Here is an 18,312-nt window from a genome sequence, read left to right as displayed (position 1 = left end):
CGTTGCGATGGATGTCGAGCTGATCGCGCCGATCGCCATGGACGAGGGCCTGCGCTTCGCGATCCGCGAAGGCGGCCGTACCGTCGGCGCCGGCGTCGTCGCCAAGATCATCGCGTAAGCGCCAGTTGCGCCAAGCGAAGGTCTGACGCGCGTGCAGGGGTGTAGCTCAACTGGCTAGAGCACCGGTCTCCAAAACCGGGGGTTGGGGGTTCGACTCCCTCCACCCCTGCCAGCGTGACGCAGACAGAGAATGAGTACAGGTAGGTAGCAAGGCGATGGCGAAAGTCAGTCCGATCGAGTTCTTCCGGCAGGTCCGGCAGGAGACTTCCAAAGTCACCTGGCCGAGCCGCAAGGAAACGCTGATCACCACGGCGATGGTTTTCGTCATGGGACTGGTCGCCGCGCTGTTCTTTTTTGCGGTCGACTCGATCCTGCGCTTTATCGTGCAGCTGGTCCTCGGCCTGGGGAGCTGACGATGGCGGCGCGCTGGTACATCGTCCACGTTTATTCGAACTTCGAAAAGAAGGTCGCCCAGGCGATCCGCGACGGCGCGGCGCAAAAGGGCATGAGCGATCTTTTCGAAGAGGTGCTGGTGCCGACCGAGGAAGTGGTGGAAGTCCGCCGCGGCCAGAAGGTCAATGCCGAGCGCAAGTTCTTCCCCGGCTATGTGCTGGTGAAGATGGATCTGACCGACGAGAGCTATCACCTCGTCAAGAATACGCCGAAGGTCACCGGCTTCCTGAGCTCGGGCGGCAAGCCGTCGCCGATCACGGAAGCCGAGGCGCAGCGTATCGCCAATCAGGTGAAGGAAGGCGTCGAACATCCGAAGCCGTCCGTCACCTTCGAGGTGGGCGAGCAGGTGCGCGTTGCCGACGGCCCGTTCACGTCGTTCTCCGGCGTGGTGGAGGAAGTGGACGAAGAGCGCGCACGCCTCAAGGTGGCGGTGTCGATCTTCGGTCGCGCCACCCCGGTGGAGCTGGAATACAGCCAGGTCGAGAAGCTCTGATCTGGTTGCGAGTACCCGGGCTGCTTTTGCTTCTGGCCCGGTTCACCGCGTGGGAGACAGCTAAGGTCCATTTCGCCGGACCGACCCTGATCGCACCGCGCCTCCGCTAACGGAACGGCATCGTTCCAGGCAGGAAAGGAAAGAGTATGGCGAAGAAGATTGAAGGCTACATCAAGCTGCAGGTTCCGGCCGGCAAGGCCAACCCGTCGCCGCCGATTGGCCCCGCGCTCGGTCAGCGCGGCGTCAACATCATGGAATTCTGCAAGGCGTTCAACGCGCAGACCAAGGATCTCGAGCAGGACATGCCGATCCCGGTGGTGATCACCGTGTATTCGGACCGTTCGTTCACGTTCATCACCAAGACCCCGCCGGTGACCTACTTCCTCAAGAAGGCCGCCAACATCAAGTCCGGCGCCAAGCTGACCGGCCGTGGTGAGAAGGTTGGCGCGGTGACGATGGATCAGGTGCGCGAGATCGCCAAGCAGAAGATGAAGGATCTCAACGCCCACGACATCGACGCGGCATGCCGCATGATCGTTGGTTCGGCCCGTTCGATGGGCCTGGACGTTCGTGGCGAGTAAGGGGAGATCTAGATCATGAGCAACAAGGGCAAGCGCTACACCGCCGCCGCGAAGACCGTTAACCCGGACCTCCGCTACGGCCTCACCGATGCCGTCAAGATGGTCAAGGGCAATGCCAAGGCCAAGTTCGACGAGACCATCGAGATCGCGATGAACCTCGGCGTCGATCCGCGTCATGCCGACCAGATGGTCCGTGGCGTCGTCACCATGCCGTCGGGCACGGGCAAGTCGGTGCGCGTCGCTGTCTTCGCCAAGGGCCCGAAGGCCGAGGAGGCCAAGAAGGCCGGTGCCGACCTGGTCGGTGCCGACGACCTGGCAGAAATCATCAACACCGGCAAGATCGAGTTCGATCGCTGCATCGCCACGCCCGACATGATGGCCGTGGTGGGCAAGCTGGGTAAGGTGCTGGGCCCGCGCGGCCTGATGCCGAACCCGAAGCTGGGCTCGGTCACCATGGACGTCGCCGGCGCCGTGAAGGCGGCCAAGGGCGGCCAGGTCGAGTTCCGCGTGGAGAAGGCCGGCCTGATCCATGCCGGCATCGCCAAGGCGTCGTTCACCGAAGACCAGATCCTGGCCAACGTGAAGGCGTTCATCGATGCCGTGATGAAGGCCAAGCCGACCGGCGTGAAGGGGCATTACGTGAAGAAGATCGCGCTGTCCTCGACCATGGGTCCGGGCGTGCGTATCGAGCTGAGCGACGCGCTCGGCGGCGGCGAAAAGGCTGCTGCCTAACGCGTGAAGAGTTTCGCCGGGCCTTCCCTCGGGAGGGGCCGGCGAAGCGGCGTTTCGAGCAATCGGAATGTCCGCAACCTGTCCGAGACTGCAGGCCCCCGGAGGTTTTCGAACCGAAGGGTTTAATGGACGAGGCCACCTGCATAGACGGGGAAGAGAATTTTCAGGAATCCGGCTTTGGCCGGGTTCAGGAAGGTTCGAGCCCTGGGACAGGCGAACCGGGTGATCGGTTTGCCGCATTACGGTGGCGCTGCGCAAGCGGCAAAGCCGGGGCGACCAAGTCGATCGCTCAAGTGCCAACCAGGATCAGCCAGTATCCGCAAGGAGCATTGGCCTGATTCCTTGTTTAGGAGACGAGCAGTGGATCGTGCTCAAAAACAGGAGATGGTGACGACGCTCAACCAGGTCTTCAAGAAGGCCGAGGTTGTCGTTGTAACCCAGAATAACGGTCTGACCGTCGCTCAGGTGACTGAGCTGCGCCGTCAGATGCGTGCTGCTGGCGCCAGCTTCAAGGTCGCGAAAAACCGTCTTGTCTGCCTTGCCCTCGAGGGCACCACCTACGCGTCCCTGAAGGATCTCTTCAAGGGTCCGACCGGCATTGCTTATGCCAATGATCCGGTCGCGGCAGCGAAGGTCGCCGTGGAATTCGCCAAGAAGAACGAGAAGTTCGTTGTTGTTGGCGGCGCCATGGGCGACACCGTGCTGAACGCTGACGGTGTGAAGGCTCTGGCAACCTTGCCGTCGCTCGACGAGCTGCGCGGCAAGATCATTGGCCTGCTCAACGCGCCTGCGACCAAGGTCGCCGGCGTCGTGCAGGCGCCCGCTGGCCAGCTGGCCCGCGTGCTCAATGCCTATGCCACCAAGGGTTAAGGTCGCAAGCCGAACCGTACTAGTCAAACCAGGTATCGAACCTATCTAACCAGGAGTAACCGAAATGGCTGATTTGCAGAAGATCGTCGACGAACTGTCGTCGCTCACCGTCCTCGAGGCCGCCGAGCTCGCCAAGCTTCTCGAAGAGAAGTGGGGCGTGTCGGCTGCTGCTCCGGTCGCCGTCGCCGCCGTTGCCGGTGGCGCTGCCGGCGCTCCGGCCGCTGAAGAGAAGACCGAGTTCAACGTCATCCTCGCTGATGCCGGCGCCAACAAGATCAACGTGATCAAGGAAGTGCGCGCCATCACCGGTCTGGGCCTCAAGGAGGCCAAGGACCTGGTCGAAGGTGCGCCGAAGCCGGTCAAGGAAGGCGTCAACAAGGACGAAGCTGCCAAGATCAAGGCCCAGCTCGAAGGCGCTGGCGCCAAGGTCGAAGTCAAGTAAGGTCCGCGTACAGGTGCGGGGCAGGTCCGGTGTGGCCTGCCCCGACACCGTCAGAATGTCGCTCCGGGTCGCCGGGGCTTTTGCCGTTTTAAGTGCACCCCTGTTAAGCACACCCCCGTCCGCCGCGGGATTTCCGGCGGGTCGATGCGGTTTTCGGATTTTGGGCGCGGCGATCGCCCGGCGGGATAATGGGCCCGTGAAATTCATCGCTGTCCGAACCCCGCGCGGCGTGACCTACGCCGCACAGCTATAGATTTGGGACAGACATGACCTTGTCGTTCACCGGCCGCAAGCGCGTTCGCAAAAGCTTCGGGCGCATCCCGAGCGTCACCTCGATGCCGAACCTGATCGAGGTGCAGAAAAGCTCCTACGAGAGCTTCCTGATGATGCATGACGCCGCCGACCAGCGCCCCGATGCGGGCCTGCAGGGCGTCTTCAAGTCGGTCTTCCCGATCAAGGATTTTTCCGAGACCTCGTCGCTGGAATTCGTGAAATACGAATTCGAGGCGCCGAAGTATGACGTCGACGAATGCATGCAGCGCGGCATGACCTTTGCCGCGCCGCTGAAGGTGACGCTGCGCCTGATCGTGTTCGAAGTCGATCCCGACACCCAGGCCAAGTCGGTGCTCGATATCAAGGAGCAGGACGTCTACATGGGCGACATGCCGCTCATGACCGACAAGGGCACCTTCATCATCAACGGTACCGAGCGCGTCATCGTCTCGCAGATGCACCGCAGCCCGGGCGTGTTCTTCGACCACGACAAGGGCAAGACCCATTCCTCGGGCAAGTATCTCTACACCGCCCGCGTGATCCCCTATCGCGGTTCGTGGCTGGATTTCGAGTTCGATGCCAAGGATATCGTGCATGTCCGCATCGACCGCCGCCGCAAGCTACCCGTCACCACGCTGTTCTTCGCGCTTGGCCTGACCCAGGAAGAGATCCTGGACGCTTTCTACAAGAAGGCGATCTACAAGCACGACAAGAAGGGCTGGCGCACCGACTACAACGCCGAGCGCATGCGCGGCGTGCGCCTGAATTCCGACCTGATCAATGCCAAGACCGGCAAGGTCGCGGTCGAGGCCGGCACCAAGATCACCCCGCGCCTGGCCAAGAAGCTGGCCGATGAGGGCCTGAAGGAACTGCTGGTCTCGCCGCAGGACATGGCCGGCAAGTACAACGCGCTCGACATCGTCAACGAGGAAACCGGCGAGATCTATCTGGAGGCGGGCGAGGAGCTCGACGTCAAGAAGATCGAGATGCTGGAAGCCGCCGGCATCGAGCAGATCTCGGTGCTCGACGTCGACCACGTCACCATCGGCGCTTACATCCGCAACACCATGGTGGCCGACAAGCATCAGGGCCGCGAGCAGGCGCTGTTCGAGATCTATCGCGTCATGCGTCCGGGCGAGCCGCCGACCATGGACACCGCCGAGGCGCTGTTCCACGGCCTGTTCTTCGATTCCGAGCGTTACGACCTCTCGGCCGTTGGCCGCGTGAAGATGAATGCCCGTCTCGGCCTCGAGGCCGACGATACCGTGCGCGTGCTGCGCACCGAGGACATCCTGGCCTGCGTGCGCACCCTGACCGAGCTGAAGGACGGTCGCGGCGAAATCGACGACATCGATCATCTCGGCAACCGTCGCGTCCGTTCGGTCGGCGAGCTGATGGAAAACCAGTACCGCATCGGCCTGCTGCGCATGGAGCGTGCGATCCGCGAGCGCATGAGCTCGGTGGATATCGATACCGTGATGCCGCACGACCTGATCAACGCCAAGCCGGCGGCGGCGGCGGTGCGCGAGTTCTTCGGCTCCAGCCAGCTCTCGCAGTTCATGGACCAGACCAACCCGCTGTCGGAGATCACCCACAAGCGCCGCCTGTCGGCCCTTGGCCCGGGCGGTCTGACCCGCGAGCGCGCCGGCTTCGAGGTGCGCGACGTGCACCCGACCCATTACGGCCGCATCTGCCCGATCGAGACGCCGGAAGGCCCGAATATCGGCCTGATCAACTCGCTGGCCACTTATGCCCGCGTGAACCAGTATGGCTTCATCGAAAGCCCGTACCGCCGCATCCGGGACGGCAAGATGACCGATGAGGTCGTCTACCTGACCGCGATGGAAGAGGGCAAATACACCATCGCCCAGGCCAATGCCGAGGTCGATGCCAAGGGCAAGCTGGTTGGCGACCTGGTGTCCTGCCGCTGCAACGGCGATTTCGTCATGGTCCGCCCCGAGGGTGTCGACTTCATGGACGTGTCGCCCAAGCAGCTCGTCTCGGTCGCCGCTGCGCTGATCCCGTTCCTTGAGAATGACGACGCCAACCGCGCGCTGATGGGCTCGAACATGCAGCGCCAGGCCGTGCCGCTGATCCGCGCCGAAGCGCCGCTCGTCGGCACCGGCATGGAAGAGGTGGTGGCCCGCGATTCCGGCGCCACCATCGTTGCCCGCCGCTCGGGCGTCGTCGACCAGATCGACGGCACCCGTATCGTCGTCCGCGCCTCGGAAGAGACGGACATGACGAAGTCGAATGTCGACATCTACAAGCTGCTGAAGTTCCAGCGCTCGAACCAGAATACCTGCATCACCCAGCGTCCTCTGGTGAAGGTGGGCGACGTGGTGAAGGCTGGCGACATCATCGGCGACGGTCCGTCGACCGAACTGGGCGAGCTGGGCCTGGGCCGCAACGTGCTGGTCGCGTTCATGCCCTGGAATGGCTACAACTTCGAAGATTCGATCCTGATCTCCGAACGCATCGCCAAGGATGACGTCTTCACCTCGATCCATATCGAGGAATTCGAGGTGATGGCCCGCGATACCAAGCTGGGCCCAGAGGAAATCACCCGCGACATCCCGAACGTTGGCGAGGAAGGCCTCAAGAATCTCGACGAGGCCGGTATCGTCTATATCGGCGCCGAAGTCCATCCGGGCGACATCATGGTCGGCAAGATCACGCCGAAGGGCGAAAGCCCGATGACACCGGAAGAGAAGCTGCTGCGTGCCATCTTCGGCGAAAAAGCTTCCGATGTGCGCGACAGTTCGCTGCGCGTGCCGCCGGGCGTTTCCGGCACGGTCGTGGAAGTGCGCGTCTTCTCCCGCCATGGCGTGGAGAAGGACGAACGCGCGCTGGCCATCGAGCGCGCCGAAATCGAGCGTCTGGCCAAGGACCGCGACGACGAAAAGGCGATCATCGAGCGTTCGATCTACGGCCGCCTGAAGGAACTGCTGCTCGGCAAGCAGGCCGACAAGGGCCCGAAGGGCTTCAAGGATGGCGGCAAGATCACCGAGGAAGTGCTGCAGGAACTGACCCCCGGCCAGTGGTGGCAGCTCAGCCTCAAGAACGAAAAGTCGATGTCTGACATCGAGGCGCTGAAGAAGCAGTACGATGCCGCCACCTCGCGCATCCAGAAGCGCTTCGAAGACAAGGTCGAGAAGCTTCAGCGCGGCGACGAACTGCCTCCGGGCGTGATGAAGATGGTCAAGGTGTTCGTCGCGGTGAAGCGCAAGCTGCAGCCGGGCGACAAGATGGCCGGCCGTCACGGCAACAAGGGCGTCATCTCGCGCATCGTGCCCGAGGAGGACATGCCCTATCTCGAGGACGGCCAGCCGGTCGACATCGTTCTGAACCCGCTGGGCGTGCCTTCGCGCATGAACGTCGGTCAGATCCTTGAGACGCATCTGGGCTGGGCTTCGGCCGGCCTGGGCCGCCAGATCGGCGACATGCTCGACAAGGTGCGCCGCAACTCGGCCAAAGCCGAGGACCTGCGCAAGGTGCTCAGGAACGTGTATTCCAAGCAGGAATACACCGACAAGATCGCCGACCTCTCTGACGAGCAGGTGATCGAGCTGAGCGACAACCTGCGCCGCGGCGTGCCGATGGCCACCCCGGTCTTCGACGGCGCCCACGAGCCGGACATCGTCGAGATGCTGGAAAAGGCCGGCATGGACAAGTCGGGCCAGGTCACCCTGGTCGATGGCCGCACCGGCGAGCCGTTCGACCGCAAGGTGACGGTCGGCTACATCTACATGCTGAAGCTGCACCACCTGGTCGACGACAAGATCCACGCCCGCTCGATCGGCCCGTACTCGCTGGTCACCCAGCAGCCGCTGGGCGGCAAGGCGCAGTTCGGCGGTCAGCGTTTCGGCGAAATGGAGGTCTGGGCACTCCAGGCCTACGGTGCCGCCTACACGCTGCAGGAAATGCTGACGGTGAAGTCGGACGACGTGGCCGGCCGCTCAAAGGTCTACGAGGCCATCGTGCGCGGCGACGACAACTTCGAAGCCGGTATTCCGGAATCGTTCAACGTGCTGGTCAAGGAGATGCGGTCGCTCGGCCTGAATGTCGAGCTGTCGCAGCGCTCCTACTGATCATCACGCAACGCATCCTCCGATAGGAGACAGACATGAACGAACTGAGCAACGTTTTCGGCCAGCCGCAGGGCGCCCAGAGCTTCGACCAGATCCAGATCTCGATCGCTTCGCCGGAGCGTATCCGCTCCTGGTCCTACGGCGAGATCAAGAAGCCGGAAACCATCAACTACCGCACCTTCAAGCCGGAGCGCGATGGCCTGTTCTGCGCCCGCATCTTCGGCCCGATCAAGGATTACGAGTGCCTGTGCGGCAAGTACAAGCGCATGAAGTATCGCGGCGTGATCTGCGAGAAGTGCGGCGTTGAAGTCACGCTCTCCAAGGTCCGGCGCGAGCGCATGGGCCATATCGAGCTGGCCTCGCCGGTGGCGCATATCTGGTTCCTCAAGTCGCTGCCCTCGCGCATCGGCCTGATGCTGGACATGACGCTGAAGGATCTCGAGCGCATCCTGTATTTCGAGAACTACGTGGTGGTCGAGCCGGGCCTCAGCCCGCTGAAGCAGTTCGACCTGCTGACGGAAGAACAGCTCTATCGCGCCCAGGAAGAATATGGCGATGATGCCTTCGTCGCCAAGATCGGCGCCGAGGCGATCCGCGACCTGCTGATCGCCATCGACCTGGAAAAGGAGCGCGAGAATATCCGCCAGGAGCTGGCCGAGACCACTTCGGAACTGAAGCCGAAGAAGCTGGTCAAGCGCCTGAAGCTGATCGAGTCGTTCATCGATTCCGGCAACCGCCCGGAATGGATGGTGCTGACCGTGGTGCCGGTGATCCCGCCCGAGCTGCGCCCGCTGGTGCCGCTGGATGGCGGCCGCTTCGCCACCTCGGACCTCAACGACCTGTATCGCCGCGTCATCAACCGTAACAACCGCCTGAAGCGGCTGATCGAGCTGCGCGCGCCGGACATCATCGTGCGTAACGAAAAGCGCATGCTGCAGGAAGCCGTCGACGCCCTGTTCGACAACGGCCGCCGTGGCCGCGTCATCACCGGCGCAAACAAGCGTCCGCTGAAGTCGCTGTCCGACATGCTGAAGGGCAAGCAGGGCCGCTTCCGCCAGAACCTGCTCGGCAAGCGCGTCGACTATTCGGGCCGTTCGGTCATCGTGGTCGGCCCGGAGCTGAAGCTGCACCAGTGCGGCCTGCCGAAGAAGATGGCTCTCGAACTCTTCAAGCCGTTCATCTACTCCAAGCTTGAGCTGCGCGGCCTGGCCGCCACCGTCAAGATGGCGAAGAAGATGGTCGAGAAGGAGCGGCCGGAAGTCTGGGACATCCTCGAAGAGGTGATCCGCGAGCATCCGGTGCTGCTGAACCGCGCGCCGACCCTGCACCGTCTGGGCATCCAGGCTTTCGAGCCGACCCTGATCGAAGGCAAGGCGATCCAGCTGCATCCGCTGGTCTGCGCCGCGTTCAACGCCGACTTCGACGGCGACCAGATGGCGGTGCACGTGCCGCTGTCGCTGGAAGCCCAGCTCGAAGCCCGCGTGCTGATGATGTCGACCAACAACATCCTCAGCCCGGCTAACGGCAAGCCGATCATCGTACCGTCGCAGGATATCGTGCTCGGCCTGTATTACCTGACCATGGAACGCCCGGCGCCGCTCGGCAACGTGCTCAAGGTCAAGGATAGTGCGGCTCTGCTGAAGGCCTGGACGGAGGACGACGTCATCCTGTTCGACCCCAAGACCAATGTCGAAATTCCGAAGACTGCGGTGAAGGCCGAGCTGGAGCGTCTGATCCAGAATGGCGCCGTCGTGGAGAAGACCCCGGTCTTCTCGACCGTGGCGGAAATCCAGCAGGCGCTGGATGCCAAGGCGATCAGCCTGCATCACCGTATCAAGGCCCGCCTCAACACGGTGGATGCCGAGGGCACGCCGATCATTGCCCGCGTCACCACCACCCCGGGCCGCATGCTGCTGAGCGAGATACTGCCCAAGCACAAGAACGTGCCGTTCCGGGTCATCAACCAGCAGCTGACCAAGAAGGAGATCACCAACGTCATCGACGTTGTGTATCGCCATTGCGGCCAGAAGGAGACGGTCATCTTCTGCGACCGCATGATGGCGCTCGGCTTCAACCGCGCCTTCAAGGCGGGCATTTCCTTCGGCAAGGACGACATGGTCGTGCCGCTGACCAAGGAAAAGCACATCGAGGATACCAAGAAGCTGGTCGGCGAATACGAGCAGCAGTACCAGGACGGCCTGATCACCCAGGGCGAGAAGTACAACAAGGTGGTCGATGCCTGGTCGCAGTGCACCGACCGCGTTGCCGACGAGATGATGAAGGTCATTCAGACCGACATCGATCAGGTGACCGGCGCCCGCAAACCGATCAACTCGATCTGGATGATGGCCCATTCTGGCGCTCGTGGTTCGGCTGCCCAGATGAAGCAGCTTGCCGGCATGCGCGGCCTGATGGCCAAGCCGTCGGGCGAGATCATCGAGACGCCGATCATCTCGAACTTCAAGGAAGGCCTCACCGTGCTCGAGTACTTCAACTCGACCCACGGCGCCCGCAAGGGTCTGGCCGACACGGCGCTCAAGACCGCCAACTCGGGTTACCTGACCCGTCGCCTCGTCGACGTGGCGCAGGACTGCATCATCACCGAGGATGATTGCGGCACCGAGCGCGGCCTGACCGTTCGCGAGGTGGTGGAGGGCGCCGAGGTGATCGCCACGCTGGGTGAGCGTATCCTGGGCCGCACCGCCGCGGTCGACGTCAAGCATCCGCTGACCGGCGAAGTCCTGATGCCGGCGGGTGGCCTGATCGAGGAACGCGACGTCGACATCATCGAGACGGCCGGCGTGGAAAGCATGCTGATCCGCTCGGTGCTGACCTGCAACAGCGAAACCGGTGTCTGCGGCAAGTGCTATGGCCGCGACCTGGCCCGCGGTACCAAGGTCAATATCGGCGAGGCGGTCGGCGTGATCGCCGCCCAGTCGATCGGCGAGCCGGGCACCCAGCTCACCATGCGTACCTTCCACATCGGCGGTACCGCCCAGGTGGCGGAACAGTCGAGCCTGGAGGCCGCCTATGATGCGACCATCAAGATCGAAAACCGCAACCTGGTGACCGACAGCCAGGGCCGTTTCGTGGTGATGGGCCGCAACTGCGAGGTCATCCTGGTCGACGCCAACGGTCGCGAACGCGCCCGCCACAAGGTGCCCTACGGCGCCCGCCTGGTGGCCGACGAAGGCGGTAAGGTCAAGAAGGGCCAGCGCATCGCCGAGTGGGATCCGTATACCCGCCCGATCATCACCGAGCGCGAGGGTCTGGTGCATTACCGCGACCTGGTCGAGGGCGTGTCGGTCCGCGAGGCCACCGACGAGTCGACCGGCATCTCCTACAAGGTCGTCTCCGACTGGAAGCAGAACCCGAAGGGCAGCGAGCTGCGTCCGCGCATCACCCTGCGTGACGACAAGGGCGAAGTGCTCACCCTGGTGAGCGGCGCCGAGGCCCGCTACTACCTGTCGGCGGATGCCATCCTGTCGGTCGAGGACGGCGCCCAGGTGCATGCCGGCGACGTGCTCGCCCGTATTCCGGTGGAAGGCACCAAGACCCGCGACATCACCGGCGGTCTGCCGCGCGTCGCCGAGCTGTTCGAAGCCCGGCGTCCGAAGGACCATGCGGTGATCGCGGAGATCGATGGCCGCGTCGAGTTTGGCAAGGATTACAAGGCCAAGCGCCGCCTGATCCTGAAGCCGGCCGAAGAGGGCACCGATCCGGTCGAATACCTGATCCCGAAGGGCAAGCACATTGCCGTGCAGGAAGGCGACTTCGTGCGCAAGGGCGACCATCTGCTCGATGGCAACCCGGCGCCGCACGACATCCTGAAGGTGATGGGCGTCGAAGCGCTGGCCAACTATCTCGTCAACGAGATCCAGGAGGTCTATCGCCTGCAGGGCGTGAAGATCAACGACAAGCACATCGAGGTGATCTGCCGCCAGATGCTGCAGAAGGTCGAGATCACCGATCCTGCCGACACCACCTTCCTGATCGGCGAGCAGGTCGACCGCAGCGAGTTCGACGAGGTGAACGCCAAGACGGCTGCCGAGGGCCGCAAGATCGCCAAGGCCATGCCGGTTCTGCTCGGCATCACCAAGGCGAGCCTGCAGACCCGGTCGTTCTTCTCGGCCGCGTCCTTCCAGGAGACCACTCGCGTGCTCACCGAGGCTGCCGTCGGCGGCAAGGTGGACAAGTTGATCGGCCTCAAGGAGAACGTGATCGTCGGCCGCCTGATCCCGGTCGGCACCGGCGCCATCATGAACCGCATGAAGTCGCTGGCCGCCCAGCGCGACCGCGATTTCGCCGATGCGCTGGAAAGCGAACTGCAGGCCGCCGTCGGCGACGCCGCCGAGTAAGGGGCCTTCCAGCCATGCTAATGATGGGGAGCGGCCGCAAAGCCGCTCCCTTTCTTTTTTCTTTGATACTGCTCTGCGGTTTTGGTGCCGCGGCGCAGCCGGCGGAACTGGTGCCGGGCACGGCCATGGCAACAGGGCAGGGCAGCATCGCTCGTGCATGGTTCACCGATCCTACCACGCGCTATGCCCATGGCGCGCTGGGCGACAGCATCGAGGCCGGCGCGCTGGTTTTGCAGGACAGGGCGGGGGCTTCCATCCGGATCGTGGTGCCAGAGGATCGGGTGTTCGAGGATCTTGCGCCGCGCCTGGTTTCTGTGCCGGCGCTGGGAGATGCCGCCATGGTGATCGAGAGCGATCGCCGCCTCGGTTCGCGACTCTCCTTCTATGGTCTGGCTGTTGGGCAGGGGCGACTGCTGGCAGCCACGCCCTTTATCGGTACGGCCAACCGCTGGCTGGCGCCCATAGGCATAGGCGATTTCGACGGCGATGGCGTAGCGAACGAAGTCGCCCTGGTAGCGATGCCGCATCTGGCAGGTTTGCTGCGGGTCTACCGTATTCAGATGGGCGAGTTGCCGCTGTTGGCCGAGGCGGCGGGCTACAGCAACCATGTCAATGGACGAGCCGAGATCGCGATGGCAATCGTCGATCACGGGCGGACTCGCGACCGGATATTGCTGCCAGACCGGCAGCGTCGGCGGCTTGTTCTAATGTCGCTTTCGGACGGTAGGCTACGGGAAGAACGGGTCGAACAATTGTCGGCCCCGCTGCGGCGTCTGCGAAAAATCGGGGCAGGTTTTGAAGCTGAACTCGAAGACGGTAGCGTGCTGGTAGGAACACCGTGAGTTGGCTTGCCACCCCTCGCGAATCACCATAAGCCATCAGCATGGACTGGCAGGATGAAGGCGTTGTCCTCAGCGTGCGGCATCACGGCGAGAATGCCCGCATTCTCTCGCTGCTGACCGAATCCCACGGCCGTCATGCCGGCCTGCTGCGTGGCTCGGGCCAGAGTAAATCGGGCGGCGCGATCCAGCCCGGCCAGGTCGTGCGGGCGGAGTGGCGCGCGCGGCTGTCGGAGCAGCTCGGTTATTACACCCTGGAAGCCCTGCAGCATCCGGCCGCCCTGATGCTGGACGATCCGGCCCGGCTGGCAGCCTTAAGCTGCGCCTGCGCCATGGTCGATGCGGCCCTGCCCGAGCGCGAGCCGCACCCGAATCTGTTCGCCGCCACCAGGGCGCTGTTCTCGCTGATGGCCGATCTGCCCGAACCCGAATCCTGGGGCGCGCTCTATGTGCGCTGGGAAACCGGCCTGCTGGCCGAGATGGGTTACGGCCTCGACCTGGATAGCTGCGCCGCCACCGGCGCGCCTGATAACCTGACCCATGTCTCGCCGCGCACCGGCCGCGCCGTCTCGGCCGAGGCCGCCGCACCCTATGCCGAGCGCCTGCTGGTCCTGCCGGCCTTTCTGGTGCCGGGCCGCGGCGGAATAGCAGAGGGGGCAGGGGGGGAGCGCGATTCGCGGCAGGCGGTGCTGGACGGTTTCGCGCTCACCGGCCATTTTCTGGAAAACCGCCTGTTCGCGCAGCTGCATGCGCCGCTGCCGCTGGCGCGCGCCCGGCTTTTGGACATCCTTCTGCGCGCCTGAATCGACGCCCGAGAATGGAAGCTTTGACCCGTCTGGTGTAAAACACGCGCCATGAGCAAGCATCTGCCGCCCAAAGACATCCCCGAATCGATTCGCAACGTGCCGCTGCCCGATGCGCTGTCCGAGCGTTATCTGGCCTATGCGCTCAGCACCATCACCTCGCGTTCGCTGCCCGATGCGCGCGACGGCCTGAAGCCGGTGCAGCGCCGTGTGCTGTTCGCCATGCGGCTGCTCAAACTCGATCCCAATGCCGGCTACAAGAAATGCGCCCGCGTCGTCGGCGACGTGATCGGTAAGTATCATCCGCATGGCGACCAGTCGGTCTACGACGCGCTGGTGCGCCTGGCGCAGGATTTCGCCCAGCGTTATCCGCTGGTCGACGGCCAGGGCAATTTCGGCAACATCGACGGCGATAATGCCGCCGCCATGCGATACACCGAGGCGCGGCTGACCGAGGTTGCCAATATCCTGCTGGCCAATCTCGATGACGAGACGGTCGATTTCCGCCCCAATTACGATGGCGAGAATGACGAGCCGGTGGTGCTGCCCGCCGGCCTGCCCAACCTGCTGGCCAATGGCGCCAGCGGTATTGCCGTGGGCATGGCCACCTCGATCCCGCCGCATAACCTGCCCGAGCTGTGCGATGCGCTGCTGCATCTGATCAAGCATCCCAATGCCGGCATCGAAAAGCTGGTGGAATTCGTGCAAGGCCCGGATTTTCCCACCGGCGGGCTTCTCGTGGAGCCGCTGTCCTCGCGCATCGAGGCATATAAAACCGGCCGTGGCAGTTTCCGCCATCGTGCCCGGTGGCAGAAGGAAGAGCTGCCCCGCGGCACCTGGCAGATCGTCGTCACCGAGATTCCCTACCAGGTGCAGAAATCCAAACTGATCGAGCGCATCGCCGAGCTGATCACCGAGCGCAAGGCGCCGCTGCTGGATGATGTGCGCGATGAGTCGGCCGAGGACATCCGCCTTGTCCTGATCCCGAAGAGCAAGAATGTCGACCCCGACGTGTTGATGGAAAGCCTGTTCCGCAGCACCGACCTGGAGACGCGTTTCCCGCTCAATCTCAATGTGCTGGATGGCGGCAAGCTGCCGCGGGTGATGAACCTGCGCGAGGCGTTGCAGGCCTACCTCAATCATCGCCACGAGGTGCTGGAGCGCAAGAGCCGCTACCGCCAGGGCAAGATAGAGCACCGTCTGGAAGTGCTCGACGGCTACCTGATCGCCTATCTCAATCTCGACGAACTGATCGAGATCATCCGGCGCGAGGACGAGCCCAAGCCGGTGATGATGAAGCGCTTCAAGCTCACCGACGTGCAGGCCGAGGCCATCCTGAACATGCGCCTGCGCAGTCTGCGCAAGCTGGAAGAGATGGAGCTGCGCAACGAGCACAAGACGCTGTCGAAGGAACTGGCCGAGCTTAAGAAACTGCTGGCCGACGAATCCCTGCGCTGGCAGGCCATCGCAGGCGAGATCCAGGAACTCAAGAAGCAGTTCGGTCCCAAGACCGCTCTGGGCAAGCGCCGCACTGCCATCGGCGACGCGCCGGTGATCTCGGAAGAGGCTTTCGAGGTGCTGGTCGAGCGCGAGCCGATCACCGTGATCTGCTCGGCCAAGGGCTGGATCCGCGCCATCAAGGGCCATGTGGCCGACGATGGCAGCGCTGCCTATAAGGAAGGCGACAAGGGCCGCTTCTGGCTGCATGCCGAAACCACCGACAAGCTGGTGCTGTTCGGCACCAATGGCCGCGCCTATACCATCAATTGCGACAAGCTGCCGCGCGGCCGCGGTCATGGCGAACCGGTGCGCCTTACCGTCGATCTGGGCAATGACCAGGACATCGTCACCCTGTTCAAATACCAGGGCGAACGCAAATTCCTGGTGGCCAGCAGCGACGGACGCGGCTTCGTCTGCCCAGAGGGCGAGATGCTGGCCGCCACCCGCACGGGCAAGCAGATCCTGAACGTGCAGTCTCCGGCCGAGGCCTGCGTGTGCAGCATCGTCGAGGGCGACACCGTGGCCGTGGTGGGCGAGAACCGCAAGCTGCTGCTGTTCCCGCTCAACGAACTGCCTGAGATGACCAAGGGCCGCGGCATCACCCTGCAGAAATACAAGGATGGCGGCCTGTCGGACGCCAAGACCTTCACGCTCAAGCAGGGCCTGACCTGGACGGACTCTTCGGGCCGCACCAAAACCGAAACCGACCTGAAGGAATATCGTGGCGACCGCGCCCAGGCCGGCCGCATCGTGCCGCGCGGCTTCAACAAGAATAACCGTTTCAGCTGAGACCGGCGCCCAGCAAAAAAAGAAGGGGAAGGCGTGAGCCTTCCCCCTTAGTCGTTTTTAGGCCGGCAGCCGGAGCAACAGACAAGAATTTCGGCCAAAAACATCAACTAAAACGAGTCTTGAACTAATTAACGCACCCCTTTAAGAGCGTATGTCAGGGTAGGCTGGTCTCAAAAGTAGCGCATGGTCGGTGCAGACGGGGATGGCGGCCATAACGCCATCCGGGGGGAATATCAGCCGGCAGAAGCCGGCGGCCTGGTTTACGCGCTGGTCGATCCGCGCGACCACAGCATTTTCTATATTGGCCTGACCCGCGACCTTGAAGCCCGCAAGCGCATGCATTTCGCCGGCGGCCATTCGGTGTCGGGCGAAAAGATCAAGGTGATCCGGCGCAACGGCCTGGTGCCGCTGGTGGTCGTGCTGGAGGCCGATATTGCAGAGTCCCGCCTGCGCTCGGCCGAGGCCTTCTGGATCGAGATTTTCCGCCAACGCGGCGCCCCGCTGCTCAACGTGCCGAGCGACAGCGGTGAGCGCCGCCGGCTGTGGGATTCTGCGCGCAGCGAAGGTTTTGGTGCGCCGAAACTGACAGCGACCATCCTGCGTGTGGAAGCGCCCGATGAATTCGGGCACACGGCCGACAGCGAGGAGCGGCGGCGTCATCGCGTGCACCAACTCGGCCAGCCGCCCAATACCGGAAAACCCTGGACCGACCACGAGGAGAAGGTTTTGCGCGCATTGCTCCTGCGTGGCCTGCGGGCCGCCGATATCGCCCGGCGGTTCGGTCGCTCACGCGATGCCGTTGCCTCGCGCATGGGGCGGCTGGGACTGGTCGAATTGCGGGACAAGCGCTTGCCGCCGGCTTGAGCCGGTCGCTGCGTGATCGACCGACAGAGGCGTGATCAGAACACGCCGAACAGAAACAGCAGAATGATGATCGGGATGGGTATTCCCAGCAGCCAAAGCAGAATGGCCCGCATCGTCGTCTCCTTGTCCTGAAGCGTTTTACTGAAACAAAACGCCCGGAGCGGGCACTTGTTTCATCGGCCCCGTTTCTTTGGCTGCCGGGTCTTCCCGTAGCGCCGCTGGCGGGGTTTGATAGGCATTGCCCTTGCTGAGTCGGGGTGCGTATCATTTTTGTTCTATCTGCGAAGCAGGGTCATCCGGTGCCTTTCATCACATCGCTTTCAACACTGGTTCGGCAGGGCCTGTCCCGATGCTGACCGATTACCTGCAGGCCGCTTTCCTCGGGATCGTCGAGGGGCTGACTGAATTCATTCCGGTTTCCTCCACCGGCCACCTGATCCTGCTGATCGATCTGCTCGGTTTCGAGGGGCCACCCGGCAAGGTGTTCGAGATCGCCATCCAGCTTGGCGCCATCCTCGCTGTCTGCGTCGTCTACTGGCAGCGGCTCTTCGACACCCTGATCGGGCTGGGGCGGGACCAGACCGCCAACCGCTTCACCGTCAACGTCCTGCTCGGTGTGGTGCCGGCCCTGGTGATCGGGTTCTTCGCCCATGGCTTCATCAAAGGCGTGCTGTTCAATCCCTGGGTCGTCTCCGTGGCGCTGGTTGTCGGTGGCATTGCCATCCTGCTGATCGAGCGTTTCGTTGGCCGGGGTGAGGTGCGCGGCGTGGACGATTTCACCTTCGGCCTCAGTTTCAGGATCGGCCTGCTGCAATGCCTGGCCATGATCCCGGGCGTATCGCGCTCAGGAGCCACTATCATGGGTGCACGCCTGCTGGGCGTGCAACGCGCGGCGGCTGCCGAATATTCCTTCTTTCTGGCCGTGCCCACCATGGTCGCGGCCACCAGTTACGATCTCTACAAGAACTGGTCGGGCCTCACGCTGGATGGCCTGGGCCTGATCGCGGTCGGCCTTGTCGTGTCGTTCATCTGCGCGGCCCTGGTGGTGCGTGGCGTGATCGCCTTCATCAACCGCTATGGCTTCGTGCCATTCGCCATCTACCGCATTGCCATCGGCCTGGTGATGCTGGCCGTGCTGGGCCTGCGTTGACAATGAAAAAAGAC

General features: G+C 63.3%; 13 protein-coding genes, 1 tRNA gene and 1 pseudogene. All 15 read left to right on the top strand.

Going from position 1 to position 18,312, the window contains the following annotated elements; all coding sequences use genetic code 11:
• Positions 1-118 (top strand): annotated as a pseudogene (tuf, locus tag ACK4FJ_RS16650) (elongation factor Tu); the annotation flags it as partial.
• A gap of 37 nt (positions 119-155) precedes the next feature.
• Positions 156-232: transfer RNA gene (locus ACK4FJ_RS16645), tRNA-Trp, on the top strand.
• Positions 233-275: 43 nt separating this feature from the next.
• Positions 276-473, top strand: coding sequence for a preprotein translocase subunit SecE (gene secE, locus ACK4FJ_RS16640; protein ID WP_409767850.1), 198 nt, complete (start codon positions 276-278; stop codon positions 471-473).
• Positions 474-475: 2 nt separating this feature from the next.
• A complete protein-coding gene (nusG, locus tag ACK4FJ_RS16635; protein WP_409767849.1) occupies positions 476-1,006 on the top strand; it encodes a transcription termination/antitermination protein NusG in 531 nt (176 codons plus the stop codon).
• A gap of 146 nt (positions 1,007-1,152) precedes the next feature.
• On the top strand, positions 1,153-1,587 hold the full coding sequence (gene rplK, locus ACK4FJ_RS16630; protein ID WP_409767848.1) for a 50S ribosomal protein L11: 435 nt from the start codon (positions 1,153-1,155) through the stop codon (positions 1,585-1,587).
• Positions 1,588-1,602: 15 nt separating this feature from the next.
• Positions 1,603-2,319 (top strand): 50S ribosomal protein L1, encoded by a 717-nt coding sequence (gene rplA, locus ACK4FJ_RS16625; RefSeq protein WP_374305416.1) that lies wholly within the window; start codon positions 1,603-1,605, stop codon positions 2,317-2,319.
• 360 nt (positions 2,320-2,679) lie between these two features.
• Positions 2,680-3,189 (top strand): 50S ribosomal protein L10, encoded by a 510-nt coding sequence (gene rplJ, locus ACK4FJ_RS16620; protein WP_409767847.1) that lies wholly within the window; start codon positions 2,680-2,682, stop codon positions 3,187-3,189.
• A 64-nt stretch (positions 3,190-3,253) separates the two neighbouring features.
• Complete coding sequence (rplL, locus tag ACK4FJ_RS16615) at positions 3,254-3,631, top strand: 50S ribosomal protein L7/L12 (protein WP_409767846.1); 378 nt, start codon at positions 3,254-3,256, stop codon at positions 3,629-3,631.
• A 266-nt stretch (positions 3,632-3,897) separates the two neighbouring features.
• On the top strand, positions 3,898-7,995 hold the full coding sequence (gene rpoB / locus ACK4FJ_RS16610) for a DNA-directed RNA polymerase subunit beta (RefSeq protein ID WP_409767845.1): 4,098 nt from the start codon (positions 3,898-3,900) through the stop codon (positions 7,993-7,995).
• Positions 7,996-8,030: 35 nt separating this feature from the next.
• Entirely contained in the window at positions 8,031-12,353 is a 4,323-nt protein-coding gene (rpoC, locus tag ACK4FJ_RS16605; RefSeq protein ID WP_409767844.1) for a DNA-directed RNA polymerase subunit beta', read from the top strand.
• 20 nt (positions 12,354-12,373) lie between these two features.
• Entirely contained in the window at positions 12,374-13,195 is an 822-nt protein-coding gene (locus ACK4FJ_RS16600) for a hypothetical protein (RefSeq protein WP_409767843.1), read from the top strand.
• A 41-nt stretch (positions 13,196-13,236) separates the two neighbouring features.
• Complete coding sequence (gene recO, locus ACK4FJ_RS16595; RefSeq protein ID WP_409767842.1) at positions 13,237-13,995, top strand: DNA repair protein RecO; 759 nt, start codon at positions 13,237-13,239, stop codon at positions 13,993-13,995.
• Between the two features lie 51 nt (positions 13,996-14,046).
• Positions 14,047-16,284, top strand: a complete 2,238-nt coding sequence (parC, locus tag ACK4FJ_RS16590; protein ID WP_409767841.1) for a DNA topoisomerase IV subunit A — start codon at positions 14,047-14,049, stop codon at positions 16,282-16,284.
• A 183-nt stretch (positions 16,285-16,467) separates the two neighbouring features.
• Positions 16,468-17,148 (top strand): GIY-YIG nuclease family protein, encoded by a 681-nt coding sequence (locus tag ACK4FJ_RS16585; RefSeq protein WP_409767840.1) that lies wholly within the window; start codon positions 16,468-16,470, stop codon positions 17,146-17,148.
• A 349-nt stretch (positions 17,149-17,497) separates the two neighbouring features.
• On the top strand, positions 17,498-18,298 hold the full coding sequence (locus tag ACK4FJ_RS16580; RefSeq protein ID WP_409767839.1) for an undecaprenyl-diphosphate phosphatase: 801 nt from the start codon (positions 17,498-17,500) through the stop codon (positions 18,296-18,298).
• The last annotated feature ends 14 nt before the right edge of the window (positions 18,299-18,312 follow it).

The sequence above is a fragment of the Ferrovibrio sp. genome (assembly GCF_046297595.1).
Lineage (GTDB): Bacteria > Pseudomonadota > Alphaproteobacteria > Ferrovibrionales > Ferrovibrionaceae > Ferrovibrio.
Note: the sequence above shows the minus strand (reverse complement) of the source record. Positions and strands in the feature narration are given on the sequence as shown.